The sequence below is a fragment of the Brachybacterium paraconglomeratum genome, from assembly GCF_039541415.1.
Taxonomy (GTDB): Bacteria; Actinomycetota; Actinomycetes; order Actinomycetales; family Dermabacteraceae; genus Brachybacterium; species Brachybacterium paraconglomeratum_A.
This window is the reverse complement of sequence record NZ_BAABGE010000002.1, coordinates 497,680-516,599: the sequence shown is the minus strand read 5'-3', so window position 1 is coordinate 516,599 and position 18,920 is coordinate 497,680. Positions and strand designations below refer to the sequence as shown.

The 18,920-nt window shown below is 66.9% G+C and carries 16 protein-coding genes and 1 riboswitch; of the genes, 8 read left to right on the top strand and 8 right to left on the bottom strand.

Annotated features, from left to right (window positions below):
* Window positions 1-267 precede the first annotated feature (267 nt).
* From ribH to dnaA, 8 genes are all read right to left on the bottom strand, one after another.
* Window positions 268-762: a 6,7-dimethyl-8-ribityllumazine synthase gene (gene ribH / locus ABD893_RS02305; RefSeq protein WP_345075910.1), complete on the bottom strand. Its 495-nt coding sequence runs from the start codon at window positions 760-762 to the stop codon at window positions 268-270.
* The gene (gene ribB, locus ABD893_RS02300; RefSeq protein WP_345075909.1) at window positions 759-2,000 is read right to left on the bottom strand and encodes a 3,4-dihydroxy-2-butanone-4-phosphate synthase; all 1,242 of its coding nucleotides are present in this window, start codon (window positions 1,998-2,000) and stop codon (window positions 759-761) included. Before ribB ends, ribH begins: the two co-directional genes overlap by 4 nt.
* Window positions 2,000-2,629 (bottom strand): riboflavin synthase, encoded by a 630-nt coding sequence (locus tag ABD893_RS02295; protein WP_345075908.1) that lies wholly within the window; start codon window positions 2,627-2,629, stop codon window positions 2,000-2,002. Before ABD893_RS02295 ends, ribB begins: the two co-directional genes overlap by 1 nt.
* A 29-nt stretch (window positions 2,630-2,658) precedes the next feature.
* The gene (gene ribD / locus ABD893_RS02290; protein WP_345075907.1) at window positions 2,659-3,744 is read right to left on the bottom strand and encodes a bifunctional diaminohydroxyphosphoribosylaminopyrimidine deaminase/5-amino-6-(5-phosphoribosylamino)uracil reductase RibD; all 1,086 of its coding nucleotides are present in this window, start codon (window positions 3,742-3,744) and stop codon (window positions 2,659-2,661) included.
* Window positions 3,745-3,870: 126 nt separating this feature from the next.
* Window positions 3,871-4,000: riboswitch (FMN riboswitch) on the bottom strand.
* Between the two features lie 95 nt (window positions 4,001-4,095).
* Window positions 4,096-4,701 (bottom strand): DciA family protein, encoded by a 606-nt coding sequence (locus ABD893_RS02285; RefSeq protein ID WP_345075906.1) that lies wholly within the window; start codon window positions 4,699-4,701, stop codon window positions 4,096-4,098.
* A 167-nt stretch (window positions 4,702-4,868) separates the two neighbouring features.
* The gene (recF, locus tag ABD893_RS02280) at window positions 4,869-6,128 is read right to left on the bottom strand and encodes a DNA replication/repair protein RecF (protein WP_345075905.1); all 1,260 of its coding nucleotides are present in this window, start codon (window positions 6,126-6,128) and stop codon (window positions 4,869-4,871) included.
* Window positions 6,129-6,147: 19 nt separating this feature from the next.
* The gene (gene dnaN / locus ABD893_RS02275; protein ID WP_345075904.1) at window positions 6,148-7,272 is read right to left on the bottom strand and encodes a DNA polymerase III subunit beta; all 1,125 of its coding nucleotides are present in this window, start codon (window positions 7,270-7,272) and stop codon (window positions 6,148-6,150) included.
* Window positions 7,273-7,903: 631 nt separating this feature from the next.
* Window positions 7,904-9,592, bottom strand: a complete 1,689-nt coding sequence (gene dnaA, locus ABD893_RS02270; protein ID WP_345075903.1) for a chromosomal replication initiator protein DnaA — start codon at window positions 9,590-9,592, stop codon at window positions 7,904-7,906.
* Window positions 9,593-9,999: 407 nt separating this feature from the next.
* Between dnaA and rpmH the strand changes: the two genes are divergently transcribed.
* The 8 genes from rpmH (at window position 10,000) to ABD893_RS02230 (ending at window position 16,384) form a co-directional block, all read left to right on the top strand.
* Window positions 10,000-10,137 carry a 50S ribosomal protein L34 gene (rpmH, locus tag ABD893_RS02265; protein WP_345075902.1) on the top strand — a complete coding sequence of 46 codons (138 nt, stop codon included), beginning with the start codon at window positions 10,000-10,002 and terminating at the stop codon, window positions 10,135-10,137.
* A 43-nt stretch (window positions 10,138-10,180) separates the two neighbouring features.
* Window positions 10,181-10,549 (top strand): ribonuclease P protein component, encoded by a 369-nt coding sequence (rnpA, locus tag ABD893_RS02260; RefSeq protein ID WP_345075901.1) that lies wholly within the window; start codon window positions 10,181-10,183, stop codon window positions 10,547-10,549.
* Complete coding sequence (yidD, locus tag ABD893_RS02255) at window positions 10,546-10,842, top strand: membrane protein insertion efficiency factor YidD (protein WP_345075900.1); 297 nt, start codon at window positions 10,546-10,548, stop codon at window positions 10,840-10,842. The genes rnpA and yidD overlap by 4 nt, the downstream gene beginning before the upstream one ends.
* A gap of 85 nt (window positions 10,843-10,927) precedes the next feature.
* Window positions 10,928-12,037 carry a membrane protein insertase YidC gene (gene yidC / locus ABD893_RS02250; RefSeq protein ID WP_345075899.1) on the top strand — a complete coding sequence of 370 codons (1,110 nt, stop codon included), beginning with the start codon at window positions 10,928-10,930 and terminating at the stop codon, window positions 12,035-12,037.
* 68 nt (window positions 12,038-12,105) lie between these two features.
* Complete coding sequence (locus ABD893_RS02245) at window positions 12,106-12,855, top strand: Jag family protein (protein WP_345075898.1); 750 nt, start codon at window positions 12,106-12,108, stop codon at window positions 12,853-12,855.
* Window positions 12,856-12,863: 8 nt separating this feature from the next.
* Window positions 12,864-13,538: a 16S rRNA (guanine(527)-N(7))-methyltransferase RsmG gene (gene rsmG, locus ABD893_RS02240; protein ID WP_345075897.1), complete on the top strand. Its 675-nt coding sequence runs from the start codon at window positions 12,864-12,866 to the stop codon at window positions 13,536-13,538.
* A gap of 34 nt (window positions 13,539-13,572) precedes the next feature.
* On the top strand, window positions 13,573-14,454 hold the full coding sequence (locus tag ABD893_RS02235) for a ParA family protein (protein ID WP_425548335.1): 882 nt from the start codon (window positions 13,573-13,575) through the stop codon (window positions 14,452-14,454).
* A 1,084-nt stretch (window positions 14,455-15,538) separates the two neighbouring features.
* Window positions 15,539-16,384, top strand: a complete 846-nt coding sequence (locus ABD893_RS02230; RefSeq protein ID WP_345075895.1) for a ParB/RepB/Spo0J family partition protein — start codon at window positions 15,539-15,541, stop codon at window positions 16,382-16,384.
* Window positions 16,385-18,920: the final 2,536 nt, after the last annotated feature.

The window sequence follows — 18,920 nt, the reverse complement described above, 5'->3', positions numbered from 1 at the left end:
CGGCGATCGAGCCGACAGCATCGAGTCCACGAGGACGTCGGAGGACGTCGGCCGAACCTCCCCGATTCTAGCGGAAATCATCGCCTGAACCTATTCACACCGCCGTTCCTGTGGACAACGCGACCCGGAACGATGCTCAGACGGCCTGGAACCGCCTCGATTTGGATTCCGCAGAGGCTCGGACGTGGTCCCATACCCCTCCCGGGGTGCTGACCCGGTACAGGGGCGTCTGGCGTGCTCGCGCCAGACGCCCGGTGCACCTCAGGCTCAGGGCCCCTCCGTGGACGCCCCGGCGCTGAGCCCGTTCAGCACGCTCGCGGTGGTCAGCGCGGCGGCAACGGCCTCGTATCCCTTGTCCTCGCGCGAGTCCGCAAGTCCCGCCCGATCAAGGGCCTGCTCTTCATCATCGCAGGTCAGAAGGCCAAATCCGACCGGGACTCCGTGATCCAGAGCCACCCGGCTGAGGCCATCGGTCGCTGCAGCGCAGACGTACTCGAAGTGCGGGGTGCCGCCTCTGATCACGACGCCGAGCGCCACGACCGCGTCGTGATCCTGGGCCAGAGCATTCGCGATCACCGGCAGCTCGAAAGATCCGGGGGCGCGCACGACGGTCGGTGCGGTGATGCCGGCTTCTGCGGCACCTCGCAGAGCGCCGGCGAGCAGTCCGTCCATGACCTGCTCGTGCCAAGATGCGGCGACGATCGCGAGCCGGGTTCCGGGCTGGGTGGGGATCGGGGTGGTGGGACTTCCGTGGCCGCTCATGCGGACTCTCCTTCGAGGGGGGTGGTGGGGAGATCGACGAGGTGGTGTCCGAGTCGGTCCCGTTTGGTGGTCAGGTAGGTGAGGTTCTCCGGGGTGGGGTGGGTGGCGAGGTCGGTGCTGCCGACGACCTCGACTCCGCCTCCCACCAGGGCGTGGGCCTTCTCGGGGTTGTGGGTGAGCAGCTCGACGGAGTCCACCCCGAGGTGGGCGAGGATGCCGGGGACTGCGGCGAAGGAGCGGGAGTCCACGGGCAGGCCGAGGTCGAGGTTCGCATCGACGGTGTCCCGGCCTGCATCCTGCAGGGCGTAGGCGCGCAGCTTCTCGACCAGTCCGATCCCGCGGCCCTCGTGGCCGCGCAGCAGGATCAGGACTCCGCGGCCGGCGGCGTCGATGCGGGCTAGGGATTCCTGCAGCTGGGGGCCGCAGTCACAGCGCCGGGATCCGAAGACATCCCCGGTCACGCACTCGGAGTGGACCCGGGTGAGCACCGGGTCCGCGGTGGTGACATCACCGCGCACCAGCACCAGATGCTCGGCGGTGCCTTCCCACACGGCGAGCGCCTGGAAGGTGCCGTGCGGGGTGGGCAGCGGGACCGGCGCCGTGATCTCGAGCGCCGGCTGGTCCTCCCGCAGGCGGTGCGCGGCGAGGTCCTCGATCGAGATCATCGCCAGGCCGTGCTGGTCCGCGAACTCCCGCAGCGCGGGGCCGCGCATCATCTCCCCGCCGTCGTGGACGAGCTCGACGATCATCCCCACTGCCGGCAGTCCGGCGAGGCGGGTGAGGTCGACGGCCGCCTCGGTGTGCCCGCGACGTTCGAGCACCCCGCCGGGCTTCGCGCGCAGCGGGAGCACGTGCCCGGGGCGGATGAGGTCGCCGGGCACGGTGTCCTCTCCGGCCAGGACCCGGAGGGTGCGGGCGCGGTCGGAGGCGCTGATGCCGGTGGTCACGCCCTCGCTCGCATCGACGCTGACGGTGTAGGCGGTGCGCAGCGGATCGGCGTTCTCGCGCACCATCAGCGGCAGCTCGAGCGCGTCGGCCCGTTCGCCGCTCATCGGTGCGCACAGCAGGCCGCTCGAGTGGCGCACGGCGAAGCCGATCAGGGCAGGGGTCGCGGCGGAGGCGGCCAGGATCAGGTCACCCTCGTTCTCGCGGTCCTCGTCATCGACGACGACCACAGCATGGCCGGCGGCGATCGCGGTGATCGCCTGTTCAACAGGGTCCAGGCGCAGCGTGGTCATCAGATCTCCTCGGTGATGGGAAGCGGGCTCGGGGCGGGCAGCAGGCTCGCGGTGAGCTTCTCGACGTACTTCGCCAGCACGTCCACCTCGAGGTTCACGCGGTCGCCGATGCCGCGGCGGCCGAGGGTGGTGCGGGCGAGGGTCTCGGGGATGAGGCCGATCGTGACCTCGTCTCCCTCGATCTCGGCGACGGTGAGGCTCACTCCGTCCACGGCGAGGGAGCCCTTCGCCACGACATAGCGCGCCAGACCGCTCGGCAGCGCGAGGCGCAGCAGGGTGGTCCCCTCGGACTCCTCCCGCCCGCTGACCTCGCCGACGCCGTCCACGTGGCCCTGAACGATGTGGCCGTCCAAGCGGGAGTCGACGCGCACGCAGCGTTCGAGGTTCACCCGATCTCCCGGGGCGAGGTCGCCGAGGGAGGTGGCGGCGAGGGTGGTGGAGATGACGTCGGCGCTCCAGAGCTCGCCGTCGTGGGAGGTCACGGTGAGGCAGCAGCCGTTCACGGCGATGGAGTCGCCGAGGGAGATGCCCTCCAGGACCTGCGGGGAACGGATCTGCAGGCGGGTCGGGTCGGCGCCCGGCGTGAGCGATTCGACGGTGCCGAGCTCTTCGATGATGCCGGTGAACATGGTGGTCCTTCCAGATCGGGCGGTGGGAGTCAGGCGGTGTGGGTGGACTGAGTGGGAGAGCGCTGGGTGGGAGGGAGCTGGGTGCGGGGGTGGAGGGTGAGGCGGAGATCCGTCATTCCCCCCGGTGAGGGCAGCGGGGTGACGTCGACCAGAGCGAAGTCGAGGCGGTCGGCGAGGGTCGTGATGGAGAGGTCCGCGACGGCGGAGCGCCCGGCACCCAGCAGTGTCGGGGCGAGGTGGATGATCAGCTCATCGACCAGACCGTCCTGCAGGAAGGCGGCGGCGAGGGTGGGCCCGCCCTCGAGCAGCATGTGCCGAGCTCCGCGGCCGAACAGCGCCGCGAGGGCGGCCGACGGGTCGCGGGTGAGCAGCCGGATCTGCTCCCCGGCGCCCTCGACGGCGGGCAGCGAGGGAGCCTCGCCGGTGCCCATCACGGCGCGCAGCGGCTGGCGGGGATGCAGGGTTCCGTCCGACCGACGGGCGGTGAGGGTGGGATGGTCGATCCGGGCGGTGCCGGTGCCCACGAGCACGGTGTCGCAGGTGGTGCGCAGGAGGTGGACCTCCTCGCGGGCCGCGGGACCGGTGATCCACTGGCTGGTGCCATCCGCGGCAGCTGCGCGACCGTCCAGGGTGAGGGCGATCTTGGCGGTGACCAGGGGGCGGTGGTGCTGCAGCCCGTGCTCCCAGCCGCGGTTGAGGGCGGCCGCTGCGGCGGCGAGTTCCTCGGGGACGTCGAGCTCGACCTCGATCCCGGCCTCGCGCAAGCGCTGGATGCCGCCGCTCGCGATGGGATTCGGGTCGCGGCGGGCGATGATGACCCGGCCGACGCCCGCGCTGATCAGCGCCTCCGCGCAGGGCCCGGTGCGACCGCTGTGTGTGCAGGGCTCGAGGGTGACCACGGCAGTCGCACCGGTGAGCGGAGCGGCCGCGCGGGAGAGGGCATCGGCCTCGGCATGCGGGGTGCCGGCGCCGCGGTGGTGACCCTCGGCGAGCACGTCGCCGGCCGGGCTCAGCAGCACGCATCCCACCCGGGGGTTCGGACCCAGCGGCACGGCGGGATCAGCCGCGATCTCCAGGGCACGGCGCAACGCCTGCCGCTCGGCATCCTCCAGCATGATCTCTCCTCCAGTCCGCTGCTCGCGGTCCCGGAGGGAGAGGAAGGGTGTGCGGGAACGACGTCACCCAGAGGTCACCGCGCGGCGCACCGGGGTGCGCGAGGACGGATCGCCAAGGGACGTCGTTCGCGTGCGCTTCCCATCCGGACTCTCACCGTCGGTCCAGGAGTTTCACCTGGTCAACCGAGGGCCAGAGGCCATCGGGTCGCGGACTATCACCGCCGGCTCGGAATTTCACCGACCCCAGTGCACGCGAGCTTCATCAGCTCGTCAGATCCCACCGTAGCAGGGTGCTGCACGGGGATGACGGGGTGTGAACCGCTCATCACACCTCGAGAGCTCGGCCGCTCTCTACCCGTACGTATCTCGCGGACCGCGCCAGGTCACGGTGCGGCGGCCCTTCTTCCAGGTGCGCTCGGCGGCGGCGGGTCCCGTCACTTTGAGCTCCGAGATCACGTGGGAGCCCACATGCTCCTCGATCGTGGTGATCAGCTGGGGGGTGAGCATCCGCAGCTGCGAAGCCCAGGCAGAGGAGGAGGCGCTGACCACCAGCACGCCGTCCTCGAGGGACACCGGCCGGCAATGCGTCGCGAGCCGTTCGCCGACGATCTCGTCCCACTCCTCGAGCACTCGCCCCGCGTTCATCCCCGCGTTCCAGCCGAGGTTTCCCAGCACCTTCTTCAGCACGTTCTCGATGCCCTGCGGGTCGCGCGGGTCGGGTCGGGAGCCGGAATAGCCGGGTGCCCGGCCGGATCTGTCGCGCACATCCCGGGCCTGTGTCTTCGCGGAGATCGGGAACAGCCCTCGGTCTCGTGCCGCTGCCCGGGAACGATTCACGGTGCGACGGGCGAGCTCGAAGGGGTCCGTCGGGGTGGGAAGCTGCGGTGGATCGAAGAGCACCTCGACAGCGGCGCCGCGAGGTTCCGCGGGATCGTCCTCGGGATCGAACGGCGGCACGTCGGGTCGGGAGGCTCGTTCACGACGCGGCGGGCGCTCCGGCTCTGCCTGCGGTCTGCTCGCGGCGGACCAGGTGCCCAGGTCATAGGGGTTTGCGAGACGAGGACGCCCAGTCCCTCCCGCGCGCCCGCCGCCACCTGTCCGGCCACTCCCACCTGCCGGGCCGCTCACAGCCTACGGCCGTCCTGGCGTGGCACTGCCTCGCCCAGGCTGACCTCGACCACGTGGATCTCACCATCCAGAGACTCCGGGATGTCGGTGTCGTTGGCGGTGGTGATCAGCACCTGCGAGGCACCGGTGATGATGCGGCCCAGTCGCTCGCGACGGTAGGCATCGAGCTCGCTGAACACGTCATCGAGGATCAGGATCGGCTCCCCGTCGCCGAGATCGCCTTCTTCGAGCCGCAGCAGATCGTAGGAGGCGAGCCGCAGCGCGAGCGCGAGCGACCAGGACTCGCCATGGCTCGCATAGCCCTTGGCCGGGAACTCGTGCAGCCGGATCTCCAGATCATCACGGTGCGGGCCGGTGAGGCTCACCCCGCGATCGATCTCCTCGTCGTGCCGGGCCGTCAGCATCTCGAGCATCCGGTCGTGGATCTCGAGGGTGCTGGGCAGAGTGCCGGGAAGGGTGCCGAGCTCGTCGAGCACCTCGGAACGGTAGAGGATGTCCGCCGGTGAGCTGACGTCTCCGCGCTGGTCAGGGGGCAGATCAAGGGCCTGTTCAGCACCCTCGTCGGTCGCCACCCGGAGATACGAGTAGCCGAGGTGGGGGCGCAGGCGGTTCACCAGGTGCAGACGGGCTCGCAGCAGCTCCGCGCCGTGGCGGGCGAGCTGCTGGTCCCAGACCTCGAGGGTGGAGGCGGCGGAATCTCCGGGATCCAGCCCGCCGACGCTGCGCCCGCTTCCACCGCGACGCATCGACCGCATCTGCTTGAGCAGGTTGCCGCGCTGTTTGAGCACCCGGTCGTAATCGGCCTTCACCGAGGCATAGCGCGGTGCGATGAGAAACAGCAGCTCGTCGAGGAAGCGGCGTCGACCTTCGGGATCTGCCTTCACCAGGCCCAGATCCTCGGGGGCGAAGAGGACGGCACGCACTTCGCCGAGCAGATCGCGCAGACGGGAGACGTTCTGACCCTGCCGGCGGGCCCGGTTGGACTTCCCCGGGGTGATCTCGAGGTCGATCTGCAGCGGACGCCCCGCACGCAGGAAGCTCGCTCGGATTATCGCTGTGCTCTCGCCGCGATAGACCAGGGCGGCATCGTGCGAGACCCGATGACTCGACAGAGTCGCGAGATACCACAGGGCCTCGACGATATTGGTCTTGCCCTGTCCGTTCTGCCCCACCAGCACGGTGATGCCGGGCAGAATCGTCAGAGAGAGCCGCTGGTAGGAGCGGTAATCGGTGAGATCGAGCGAAGTCAGCTGCACGGAGGGAGCACTGCCTCCCTCAGATCCGCATCGGCATGATCAGGTACTTGTATGAGGTATCGGGCTCGCCTTCGAGGGAGTCCTGACCGGTCATCACCGAGGGCTTGATCGAGTCGGTGAAGGTGAGCCGGGCGAACTCGCTGCCCAGGGCGCCGAGGCCGTCGAGCAGGAAGCCGGAGTTGAAGCCGACGACCAGGTCCTCGCCCTCGAGATGTGCCTCGAGCACCTCACTGGCCTGCGCATCATCGCCCGCTCCGGCTTCGAGGGCGACCTGGCCCTCGGTGAAGGACAGCCGCACCGGGGTGTTCCGCTCGGCGACCAGGGAGACGCGCTTGACCGCGTCGATCAGGGCGCCGGTGGAGACCACAGCGGTGATCGCCGAGGTGTCCGGGAACAGGCGTCGCACGGGCGGGTAATCGCCGTCGACCAGCGTGGACGTGGTGCGACGACCGCCGGCCTCGAAGCCGATGAGGTTCGCCGAGGAGTCATCGGACAGGGCGATCTCGACGCTGCCGCCGGTGGAGAGCGAGCGGGCCACCTCGTGGAGCGTGCGGCCGCGGACCAGGGCGGTGAGCTCGGTGCCGGGGGTCGAGGGGTTCCAGGTCAGCTCGCGCAGCGCCAGGCGGTAGCGGTCAGTGGACATCAGCGTCATCGTCTCGCCGGAGATCTCGACCTTCACGCCGGTCAGCAGCGGGAGCGTGTCGTCCTTCGACGCCGCCACGGTGACCTGAGAGATCGCCTCGGCGAAGACATCAGCTGCGACGGAGCCGGCCACCGGGGGCATGCTCGGCAGCTGCGGGTACTCCTCGACCGGAAGAGTCGCCAGAGCGAAGCGGGCGCTGCCGCAGCGGACCTGGAGCTTGGTCCCCTCGAGAGCGATGGAGACGTCCTTGTTGGGCAGGGCCCGGACGATGTCGGAGAGCATCCGGCCCTGGACGAGCACCTCACCGGGCTGCTCGATCTCTGCTTCGAGCCGGATCTGCGCGCTGACCTCGTAGTCGAAGGTCGAGAACTGCAGTTCACCGCCGGCTTCAGCAATGATCCGCACCCCTTGCAGGATCGGCATCGCCGGACGGACGGGGAGGGTACGGGTGGCCCAGGAGACGGCGTCGCCGAGGACGCCGCGATCGAGGTGGAACTTCACCGTTGCCACTCCTTCGCAGTGGTCGAATGACGGAATCAGCTCGCCTGCGTCAAGTGCCGCAGGCGAACGGAGCACAGCGTATCGGTTCCTGAGGACTCCCGCCGACACACCGGTCATGATCCTTGACTTCCAGAGCCACCGGACCCCGCTTCAGCCGTGGTGCTCGCATCTGCGAGGGCACTCCGCGGGCGCTCTTCACGTTCTGTCCCCTGGGATCCGACCCCTTCCGGTCACAGCTCCCTGTCGTTCCCTGGCACCTGGAATCACATGCTCTGCGGTCGTTCCCCCGCAGCCCTCCCCATCCACATCCCCGCCGAGCAAGTACTTACATTCCTCTTCTTCACGACTGTGGATCCAGTGGATAACCGTCATCACTGCAGGTCACTACGATCTCGCCTCGCGTGGACAGATCGTTGAGGAGTCTGAGCGCAGCGTGCGTCGGCTGTGCATGGAGGTGCTGTCTCCAGAAGTTCTTGTCATTCTCCCGTGCACATCGGCTCCTGCGTGGAGAGTTGTCGTTCCACAGTTTCCACAGAGTTATCCACAATTGGGGAGAACCCCGTGCTGACCTGCTCTGTTCTTCTGTCGTTCAGATACCCGCCGTGTGACGCCGCAGCGCCACTGGTCCCTGTCACTGACGGGAAGCGGAGCTCGAGCTCTTGATCCGAGCTGTGAGCTCGGTGACCTGGTTGAAGATCGCCCGACGCTCCTTCATCAGCTCGCTGATCTTCTTGTTCGCGTGCATCACAGTGGTGTGGTCGCGACCACCGAACTCGTCGCCGATGCGGATCAGCGGCATATCGGTGAGCTCTCGGCACAGGTACATGCCGATCTGCCGCGCAGAGACGAGGCGACGGGACCGGCCTGTCCCCACGATCTCCTCGACGGACAGCCCGAAATAGGTCGACGTCTGGGCGATGATCGTCGACGCGGTGATCTGGGCACCGTCATCGTGGGAGAGCAGATCCTTCAACACGGTCTCGGCGAGGGCGACGTCCATCGGCTGCCGCGAGAGGGAGTGCAGCGCCTGCACGCGGATCAGCGCACCCTCGAGCTCTCGGATGTTGGTGGCGATGTGCGAGGCGATGTACTCGAGCACATCGCGGGGCACTTCACCGGTGTTCTCCTGGGCGACCTTCTTGCGCAGGATCGCGATCCTGGTCTCGAGGTCCGGTGGCTGCACATCGGTCATCAGCCCCATCTCGAAGCGCGAGCGCATGCGGTCCTCGAACCCGCCGAGCTCCTTGGGCGGCAGGTCGGAAGTGATCACGATCTGCTTGTCCGAGTTGTACAGCGTGTTGAAGGTGTGGAAGAACGCCTCCATGGTCTCCGGCGCACGCTGCAGGAACTGGATGTCATCGATCAGCAGGATGTCGATGTCCCGGTACCGGCTCTGGAACTCCTGGGCCTTGCCGAACTGACCGGACTGCACGGAGTTGATGAAGTCGTTCGTGAACTCCTCGGAGTTGACGTAGCGCACCGTCACTTCGGGATAGAGGCTCTGGGCGTAGTGGCCCACGGCATGCAGCAAGTGAGTCTTGCCCAGCCCCGAGCCGCCGTAGATGAACAGGGGGTTGTACGCCTTGGCGGGCGTCTCCGAGACCGCTGACGCCGCAGCCTGTGCAAACCGATTCGAGGCCCCGATCACGAAGGTGTCGAAGGTGTACTTGCTGTTCAGCCGGGAATCCTCGCCCATCCGCGAGGCGCCGCTGCGGGTGGGACGACGCGGCGCTGGTCCCGGAGAAGGGGCTGAGGGGCCGGTGAGGCCGGAGTAGGCGCTGGGGTCGTCGGCGGCGCGTCCGCGATAGCCCGGATGAGTCGCGAAACGGTCCGCGGCGGCGGAATGACCGGCAGAGCTCGCCGAGCTGCTGCTGGGCAGAGCCGGCCGGCCGACCTGCTCGGAGGAGGGAAGGACCGAGCCCTCGTTGCGGCGGAAGGGTGCGCTGTGGACATCCTGGGAAGAGTTGTCCACATCTCTGTCCACAAAATGTGCACTACCGCCGGTGGTGGAGGAGGTCAGCGGCGAGAACGGCGGCTGCTCCGGGGCTTCCTCGAGCAGCAGGGACTCGTCGACCGTCACGGCGAAGCGGATGTCGCGTCCGGTCGCCTCGCTGAGGGCAGCCTTGAGAGATCCGGCGACCCGGTGCTCGAACAGCTCCTTCGCAGAGGTCGAAGGCGCTGCGACCAGCGCAGTGTCCGCCACCACGGCCATCAGCCGGGAGAGCGTGAGCAGGGCGATGACCCGCTGGGACACGGTGTCGTCGCGGCGCAGGGTCTGGAGCGTGCGCTCCCAGATCGCGTCGGCATTCGCCTCGTTCATCAGGTCTCTCCCTATAGGTCGAGCGGGCGGTCGGGACAGTTTTCCACAATAGCGCCTGTATTGTGGATCAAGAATGTGGACAACCGGAAAATCGGGGCCACCGCGACGGGAGACACCTCCCACGGGCCCGACCGTCGCGAAACGCCGGTGCCAAGTGAGAATCTGGCCACAACCGGGCTTCTGAGGGCTCCAGCCGTTGACCCCACGCACCCCCGCGCCTAACATCGTGCAGTCAGCGCTGCGCGCCGTCCCGATACGGTTCCCGGATCCACTGCGGGCCCACTCCGGCATCGGATCGGACCTCGGCAGCCGCCCCGCCTCGGCGGGTGCGCCCGGACTTCCCGTTCGTGCAGCAGACATAGAGACCACCGCGAGGGCATGATCCGTGCCCACGATCGAGGAGAACCATGAGCAAGCGCACGTTCCAGCCGAACAACCGTCGCCGCGCCAAGAAGCACGGCTTCCGTGCACGCATGAGCACCCGTGCAGGCCGCGCCATCCTGAACGCCCGCCGTTCCAAGGGCCGCACCGAGCTCTCTGCCTGAGACAGCTCGTCGAGGCGAACCCCGGCGCGCACCTCGTGACACCGTGAGCTGGTCCAGCCACCGGCTGCATTCCGGTGATGAGTTCCGAGCGGTCACCCGCGGTGGTGTGCGCAGCGCCCGATCCCACGTGGTCGTGCATCTCGCCCTGCTGACGCAGGGCGATGAAGCACCCCGCGTGGGATTTGTCGTGTCCAAGAAGGTCGGCAACGCCGTGGTGCGCAACCGCGTCACCCGGCGGCTGCGGGAGATCGTCCGCCCGCATTTCGCGACGCTGCCGGCGGGGTCGGCGATCGTGCTGAGGACTCTTCCCGGCATCGAGAACCAGGAGTTCACCTCCCTGAAGGACGACGTGGACTCCGCTCTCGCCGCCGCCGAGCGCAAGCTCGCCCGGCGCCTGGAGAACGCACGATGAGCAGGGAACGCGGGATGCGCTCCCTCCTCCGCCTGCCGCGCTGGCTGCTGATGCTGCCGGTGCGCGGATATCAGGTGGGCATCTCTCCCTACACGCCGCCCGCCTGTCGCTACGATCCGGTGTGCTCTCAGTACGGCATGGACGCCCTGCGAGTGCACGGCGCGGTGAAGGGAACGCTGCTCACCAGCTGGCGGATCCTGCGGTGCAATCCCTTCACCCATGGGGGCCTCGACCCGGTCCCCGCCCCCGGCATGTGGAGGAATCCACGCCGCCTGAGGCTCCCAGCCCAGTAGGGCCTACTCTTGTCCAAGACTCCCGACCACAGCCGACACCTCGCATGAACGTCATGCGCATCCGTGCGGCAGGAAGACCAGGCCGATGAACCCCCTGTATCCCATCGAGTGGGCCGTCGCGTGGCTCATGGTGAAGTTCCATGCGCTGCTGTCCGTGTTCATGGACGAAGACGCCGGCATCACCTGGGTGCTGTCGATCGTTGGCCTCACCGTCGTGATCCGAACGCTGATCATCCCGCTGTTCGTGCGCCAGATCCGCGCCTCCCGGGCGATGCAGATGGTCTCCCCGGAGCTCCAGGCCGTCCAGAAGAAGTACAAGGGCAAGACGGACCCGGACTCCCGCCAGAAGATGGCGAACGAGACCATGGCTCTCTACAAGGACGCCGGGGCCAGCCCGTTCTCCTCGTGCCTGCCGGTGCTGCTGCAGATGCCGATCTTCTTCGGCCTGTTCCGGGTGCTCTACAACAAGCTGCCCGATGCCGCCGCGCAGGGCAGCGACGGCTTCGGGCCACTCACCCAGCAGCTGGCTGAGAGTGCGAGCACCGCCACGATCCTCGGCAACGTCACCATCGCGGACAGCTTCCTGAACTCGGGCGATGGCGGCATCACCACCAAGATCATCGCCGGCCTGATCATCGCCTGCATGTCCGCGGTCACCTTCTTCACCCAGAAGTCGCTGACCATGAAGAACATGCCCAAGGCGGCCCTCGAGGGCCCGATGGCCAGCACGCAGAAGATGATGCTGTACATGCTGCCGTTCATCTACGTGATCACGGGGCCGGGCATGCCGATCGGCGTGCTCATCTACTGGCTCACCACCAACGTGTGGACCTTCTGCCAGCAGTTCATCGTGATCCAGGCAGCGCCTACTCCCGGCACCGAGGCCGAGAAGGCCAAGCATGCGCGCATCAATGCCAAGCGGGAGAAGAAGGGCCTCGAGCCCCTGGACTTCACCCCGCCCAAGAAGATCTCCGCCGAGCCGGAGGTCGAGGCGCCGATCCGGGTGCAGCCTGCGAAGGGCAAGAGCGGCAAGAAGCTCTCCGATGAGGAGAAGCTCGAGCGCGCTCGAGCGCTGCGCGCCCAGGCCACCGAGGAGCGTCGGAAGGCGCAGGAGGCCGCTGGCGAGACGCCCACACCTCCCGCGCAGGGCTCGAACGCCCTGAACAAGGGCGCCAAGAAGAAGCGTAAGAAGTGACCTCGCCCCCGGGAGCACAGCCGCTCCCGGGGAGCACCCCCACATCCCGCATTCCCGGAGGACTCCTCATGAACCTGAATGACCCCATCGCTGATGCTCCTGTGACCGAGGAGGGCGCTGAGACCTCGGCAGCTCCGCTCGAGGCTGCTACCGATGAGAAGGCAGCCGACGCGGAGGTCACCGACCAGACCGCTCCGGCAGAGCCCGCCTCCACCGAGGACACGGCTGCTGGCAGCGCGACCCTGAAGGACGACGAGTCCACGGACGGCGAAGCGACCCCGAAGCCCGACGAGCTCGCGGAGAACGGTGGCGCCGAGGAGGACCCCGAGGCGGTCGTCGAGACCACCGAGGAGCGGATGCGCCGGCTCGAGGAGGAGGGCGACATCGCCGCCGATTACCTCGAGGAGCTGCTGGACATCGCTGATCTCGACGGCGACATCGACATCGACGTCGACGGCGATCGGGCGTCGGTGGAGATCGCCGGAGCGGACAAGCTGGCCCGCCTGAACCGTCCCAAGGGCGAGCTGCTCGACGCTCTGCAGGAGCTCACGCGGCTGGCCGTGCAGACTCGGACCGGAAACCGTTCGCGTCTCATGCTCGATATCGGAGGTTTCCGGGCCGAGCACAAGGACAGCCTCGAGGGCCTCGCGGCGACCGCGATCGCCGAGGCCAAGGAATCCGGTGCACCGGTCCCGATGCGAGCGATGAACCCCTTCGAGCGCAAGGTCGTCCATGACGTGGCCAAGCGAGAGGGTCTGCGCTCGGAATCCGATGGGGACGGCAAGAACCGTCACGTCGTGATCTACCCGGCATCCTGAGGTATCCCGTGCAGCCCCTTCCCGACTCCCTCCGGCCGACAGCCGAGCGTCTCTTCGCGGATCGTCTCGAGCTGGCGGAGCGCTTCGTCGCCCTGCTCGCCGAGCAGGGACCGGAGCGCGGGCTGATCGGTCCGCGCGAGGTGGACCGTCTGTGGGAACGGCACCTGCTCAACTGTGCACTGATGGTCGATGCGATCGACAGTGCGGCACCGCACGCCACCACCCTGGCCGACATCGGTTCCGGAGCTGGCCTGCCCGGTGTCGTGATCGCGATCGCCCGACCGGACCTGCAGGTCACGCTGGTGGAGACGATGCAGCGCCGCGCCACCTGGCTCGAAGAGGTCAACGCCGAGCTGGGTCTGGGCTTCGAAGTGGTGCGATCACGGGCGGAGGAGCTGCACGGAGTGCGCACCTTCGAGGTGGTGACCGCACGAGCCGTCGCTGCTCTGGACAAGCTCGCCCGGTGGACACTGCCGCTGGTGGCCGAGGACGGGATGCTGCTGGCCATGAAGGGCTCCTCGGCGGTGGATGAGGTGGAGAACGCGCAGAAGGTCCTCACCAAGCTCGGCGGTGTTGATCCCGTCATCTCCCAGTACGGCGTGGGCGAGGTCGAGGTTCCCACTACAGTGGTCCAAGTGCGTCGCCGTGCGAAGGCGACCAGGAAGGGAGACGCACGTGGCTGAAAAGCGCGAGGACTCCTCCCCGGGGCGAGGCGCGATGGAAGATACCCCGTTGATGCGTGAGCTCACCCGGGATCATGCCCGCAGGAAGAAGCTCGAAGGTATCGACTTCGCCCGTCCCCAGAACACTCGTGTCATCACGGTGGCGAACCAGAAGGGCGGGGTGGGGAAGACCTCGACCACGGTCAACGTGGCGGCGGCGCTGTCGATGGGTGGCCTGAACGTGCTGGTCATCGATGCGGACCCGCAGGGGAACACCTCGACCGCGCTGAGCATCGATCATCACGCCGAGGTCCCCAGCATGTACGAGGTGCTGGTGGAGTCCGCTCCGCTGAGCGACGTGATCCAGCCGGTCCCGGACATGGACCGCCTGTTCTGCGCACCGGCCACGATCAACCTCTCGGGCGCGGAGATCGAGCTGGTCTCCCTCGTGGCGCGCGAGACCCGGCTGCGCAACGCGATCCGCGATCTCTTGGAGGACCGTGATCAGCAGGGGCTCGAGCGGCTGGATTATGTCCTCATCGACTGTCCTCCCTCGCTGGGCCTGCTGACCGTGAACGCTCTGGTGGCAGCGCGCGAGGTGATGATCCCGATCCAGGCGGAGTACTACGCCCTCGAGGGTCTCTCGCTGCTGCTGAACAACATCGACCTGATCCGTCAGCATCTGAACCCGGAGCTGGTGGTCTCCACGATCATGATCACCATGTACGACGCCCGCACCCGCCTGGCGGCGCAGGTCGCCCAGGATGTGCGCGATCACTTCCCGGACCAGACCCTGGAGACCAGCATCCCGAGGTCGGTGAGGATCTCCGAGGCCCCGAGCTACGGCCAGACCGTGCTGACCTACGATCCGAGCTCCAGCGGGGCACTCGCCTACCGGGCGGCCGCGCATGAGCTCAACACCCGCCCTGCCCCTTGATTTCCCCTGACCTGGCCACGCTGCGACGACGCGCGTACACCGGGTCGACATTCCGATGGCGACGATATTTCTTGGAAGGACTACGGCCATGACGCAGAAGCGAGGACTCGGTCGAGGACTCGGCGCCCTGATTCCGGGTGCCGGTTCGACGCCTGCGCCTGAGCAGGAGCTTCGTACGCGCACGCGCCCGTCCGACGCGACCGAGGGACGCTCCAGCTCACCTCGTCCGGTGGACATGTTCTTCTCCGGGGAGAAGGTCGGCGAGAGCGACCGTCCGCAGCGGGGAAGTGCCGGTGCCCATGATCTGGCGGCCGGCATGGCACGTGCGGCAGCTGAGAGACGTGGCCGCACCAACGGATCCAGTTCCGCGCGTGCTGGCGCTGTCTCCTCGGCTTCTGAACGGGCCGGCGAAGAGAAGGACAGCGAAGCGAGGGACGCGGCAGCCCCGGCGCGGGGCACCCGCGGCACCTCCACGAGCGGGACCGCGAAGAAGGCCCCCGTGAAGAAGGCGCCTACGAAGGCGGCGCCTGCAAAGAGAGCCCCTGCGAAGAAGGCACCTGTGAAGGCAGCTTCGGCGAAGACGGCTCCGGCGAAGGCGGCGCCTGCGAAGGAAGCCGTCACCAAGAGCACAGCTGCCCAGGGCGCTGCGGCCACCAAACCTGCCTCCCAGAGCACGGCAGCAGGGCCTTCTGACGCGAAGGCCAGCGGTCCGTCGCGCGCGACCGCGCAGCCGGCTGAGATCACTCCGGACTCGCCGCGCGTTGGGCAGAGCCAGAGCGAGGACAGTCCGGTCGTTGACGTCGAGACGGTGGCGTCGACCCCGACGAAGCCTGAGGCCTCCGCGACGGCTCCAGAGCCGCAGACGGTTCCAGATTTCCAGGATGACGCCACCGCAGCATCGGAAGCTCCCGCACCGGACGTTTCCGCATCGGAAACAGCCACGGCAGCTCCCGCACAGCCCACGGATGATCCCAAGGGGCCGACGGAACTCTCTGCGTCGCTCGCAGCTGCGCAGGACAGCGCTCCGCAGGACGAGCAGACGGGCACGGAGTCACCCGCAGGGCTCTCCGGCACTCGCGGACTCGTGAGTGTTCCCGGCGCCGAGTTCGCGGAGATCCCGATCCATGAGGTGCGGGAGAATCCGCGCAACCCCCGCACCATGTTCGATGACGACGAGCTCGATGAGCTCGCCTACTCGCTCCGTGAGGTCGGCGTGCTGCAGCCGGTCGTGGTGCGTCCGATCCCCGTCACCGAAGACGGCGAGTCGTTCGAGCTGGTCATGGGCGAGCGTCGTTGGCGTGCCGCTCGCCGTGCCGGACTTCTCGCCATTCCGGCGATCATCCGCGAGACCAGTGACGATGACCTGCTGCGCGATGCTCTCCTGGAGAACCTTCACCGCACGCAGCTGAACCCCCTCGAAGAGGCGAACGCGTACCAGCAGCTCCTCGAGGACTTCGGGTGCACGCAGGATGAGCTCGGTGAGCGCATCGGTCGCTCACGGCCTCAGATCACGAACACCCTGCGACTTCTCCGGCTCCCCGCGCTGGTGCAGCGCCGGCTTGCCAGCGGTGCGATCAGTGCTGGCCATGCTCGTGCGCTTCTCTCCCTCGACAACCCGACGTTGATGGAGGAACTCGCTCAGCGCATCGTTCAGGAAGGTCTGTCGGTGCGGGCGGTCGAACGCCTGGTCGCGCGGGGCGGTCAGGAGACCGGTACCCGGACTGTTCGTCGCACGACGTACGACCCGCACGTCGTGGACCTCACCAGCCGTCTGTCCAACCGACTCGAAGCGCCGGTCCGCATCGATGTGGGCAAGCGCAAGGGGCGGATCACCCTCGAGTTCAGCACTCTCGAGGATCTGGAACGTTTGGTCGAGAACATGGGATTGGACATCCCCCTGCCTGAGGGTGAACCCAGCAGCCGGGACTGACCCGGACTACGCAGAGTAAGGGAGGGGCCCGCACCAGTGCGGGCCCCTCCCTTGCTCTGCGGCGCCCGCCGGCGCGTGAAACCCGTGTATAGGGCGCGGCACGCGTCGTGGGGAGCTGCACCGACGAACTGGGGCTTCGGTGCCTCCTGCGAGAGGCGTCCCGCGATGCGTATCGGTGGGGTGGAGCGGCTCGGGCGACGTGGCGGCAGTGCCCACTTCTGAGATGACGAACAGTCTGTGCACGTCATGATCATCAGCGTGTGTGGCTTGGATCACACGTCAGGTGATCTGCCGTGCGCTTCCGTGTAGTCGTCGTGACCTGGCGTGATGCCCTTCTCATAAGTCCATTCCCCGTCCCCGGCCGAAGTTATCCACCGATGTGTACAGGTATGTGGATAGAGCCTGCTTATGCCGTTTGTGCTTCTCTCAGCCTCGAATGCGACGTCAATCGAGGAGCCGTGGATGCAGCCCCTCCTCCAGCACCAGCACCTCCCGCACCTCTCCTCCCGGCGCTGTTTCACGAGAAACATGCAACGCTGCGCCCGACCTCCTCTGAGTGACCGACATTCGTTGCGGTGAAGAGACGGTCATTGGCGCCGATATGGCGGTGCACGTGAAACTTCGAACATCACAGGGTGGGGGCAGCAGCAGAATTGGCCCGCCCGCTGGTCTTTCCGGAGTCTGGGTGGTGCAGTGTGGGATCGCGTGTTTCACGTGAACCATGAGAGGCCCAGTGCACGAAGTGGATAGCCACCACATGTGTCCTGCAGAGGACGGAGCGAAGGCCTACAGCGTGAGCGGGACGTCGCTCTCCACGGCGTTTCCTATGTGAGTACTACCAACTTTGCGGTGTTCTACGTGAAACTCCGCTCTCTGTGGGTGGCGATGCTCGGGTAGTCAATGAATAGAGCGTGCTAGTAGCGAGTCCTCTTGAGAGAGGAGCCGGCTAGGGCTCGTTCTAGGCACTCATAGAGCTTTTGTCTTCTCCGTACGAGCCCAAACTCGACACATCCACGTTTCACGTGAATCCTGTCCCACACCCTCAGCGAGTTGGACGAGGTGCTGCGTTGAAGCTGGCCGCCGCCAAGTACTCACTTCCGCCCACCTACAGATCTCGAGGGGTTGATGTTCCCCGTGAAACATCGACTCCGCCGTGCGGATCTACGGGCCACTTCCCTCTGTCAGGAGGGACGAAGTGGTACCGCGATGCACCTGGCTCTCTCCATAGAAATGAGGATGTCTTCCCGGAGATGCTGTCTAGCTGCCTCCCAGGAAAGTGTTCCCCGTGAAACTCGGGAACCCACATGTGCAACGGGAGTCCGTGTGGGCTCTATGTCGTCCGGAGCTGGGCACCCGCGCTCCCGGAAATATTGCCGGTGTACTTCCAGTGGTGGCTGGCGTATGAATCCGCAATCTGTCCAGACACGACAGTCCCGGTCCCACAGAGACCTCCCGTGCCGATGAGTTTCTCGTGAAACATGTGCGAGAGCGCTCGCTCCTTGAGTCGAGCTGCGCACTTGAGCTGCGACCACTGGACTGCGACCATGACAACGACCACGAATTTGGGTTGCGCCTGTGGCTGCCTCTGTGGACGGTCCCTGGGGGGCCGGCGTCGAAAGTGGTTGCGGAGGAAGCCGGCCATCAACAGATGGCGCGGAGGTTGGAATCGGATGTGGGAAGGTCACGAATCCCTCGGAGCGACGACTGACAGCCCTGCTTCCTGGGTACGTTTCCCGTGAAACTCGGACTTCGCTGTCGGCGCCCACGCCACTCTCGTCACTTTGATTCGCTCTCGTCATGTTGATGGATCCGTGCATGCTCCTCGCTGACGTTTGACGTGAAACATCCGCGAGAGATCCAGCAGCACAGGTCTGGCGCAACGGAGTTCGAGCGCTCTGGATTCTGACCGAGCTGATGCGCCCCGTCACCGCTAGTCCGAGTCAGCAGCTTTCGATGCTCTGCTCGTTCCACGTGGAACTCCCAGAACGCGAGGATGGTTCCTGAGGGAGAGGAATGGGCGCTGCTCTCAACCCACGTGTGCCGAATAGCATCCGATAGCTGCACCTCCGGGCGGGACAAGCCGCGTTCCTTGTGAAACTTCGATGTAGTGCGGAGCGCGGGCCTCAGCTCCGGACCGGCGATCACTGAGTGTTTCACGAGGAACCTCGAGATGCGGAGTATCTATGGGCAGCTCGGGAGTGGAGCGTCACGATGCTCATCCCCGCTGCCGCAACCTAGGTGACATTGTCGTTCTATGCGCGAGATGCAGGTTCTAGGTGGATCCCCTTGAGTGCAGTTCACAGAGCGATGAGCGGAGAGGCGTCGAGCCCTCGAAAGTCGCTTATCGGGCCATGGGCGCCGAAAGGCATCAGTGTGTTGCGGTACGGTGCAGTCCAGCCGCAGCAAGAACGTGCCCGCCATACACACTGTGCGTAACATTGTGGAAAACTAGAAACGGACACGTGTACAAATACTCTGCGGAGGCCGCGGCATGTGCAAAGTCACGTGGAACTCAAGCCCATCCACATCCCGCAAG

Excerpts from the sequence above, each read along its gene's own strand:
- ribH (WP_345075910.1), bottom strand. The coding sequence starts at position 762 with ATGAGCGGCCACGGAAGTCCCACCACCCCGATCCCCACCCAGCCCGGA.
- ribB (WP_345075909.1), bottom strand. The coding sequence starts at position 2,000 with ATGACCACGCTGCGCCTGGACCCTGTTGAACAGGCGATCACCGCGATC.
- ABD893_RS02295 (WP_345075908.1), bottom strand. The coding sequence starts at position 2,629 with ATGTTCACCGGCATCATCGAAGAGCTCGGCACCGTCGAATCGCTCACG.
- ribD (WP_345075907.1), bottom strand. The coding sequence starts at position 3,744 with ATGCTGGAGGATGCCGAGCGGCAGGCGTTGCGCCGTGCCCTGGAGATC.
- dnaA (WP_345075903.1), bottom strand. The coding sequence starts at position 9,592 with ATGAACGAGGCGAATGCCGACGCGATCTGGGAGCGCACGCTCCAGACC.
- rpmH (WP_345075902.1), top strand. The coding sequence starts at position 10,000 with ATGAGCAAGCGCACGTTCCAGCCGAACAACCGTCGCCGCGCCAAGAAG.
- yidD (WP_345075900.1), top strand. The coding sequence starts at position 10,546 with ATGAGCAGGGAACGCGGGATGCGCTCCCTCCTCCGCCTGCCGCGCTGG.
- yidC (WP_345075899.1), top strand. The coding sequence starts at position 10,928 with ATGAACCCCCTGTATCCCATCGAGTGGGCCGTCGCGTGGCTCATGGTG.
- ABD893_RS02245 (WP_345075898.1), top strand. The coding sequence starts at position 12,106 with ATGAACCTGAATGACCCCATCGCTGATGCTCCTGTGACCGAGGAGGGC.
- ABD893_RS02235 (WP_425548335.1), top strand. The coding sequence starts at position 13,573 with ATGGAAGATACCCCGTTGATGCGTGAGCTCACCCGGGATCATGCCCGC.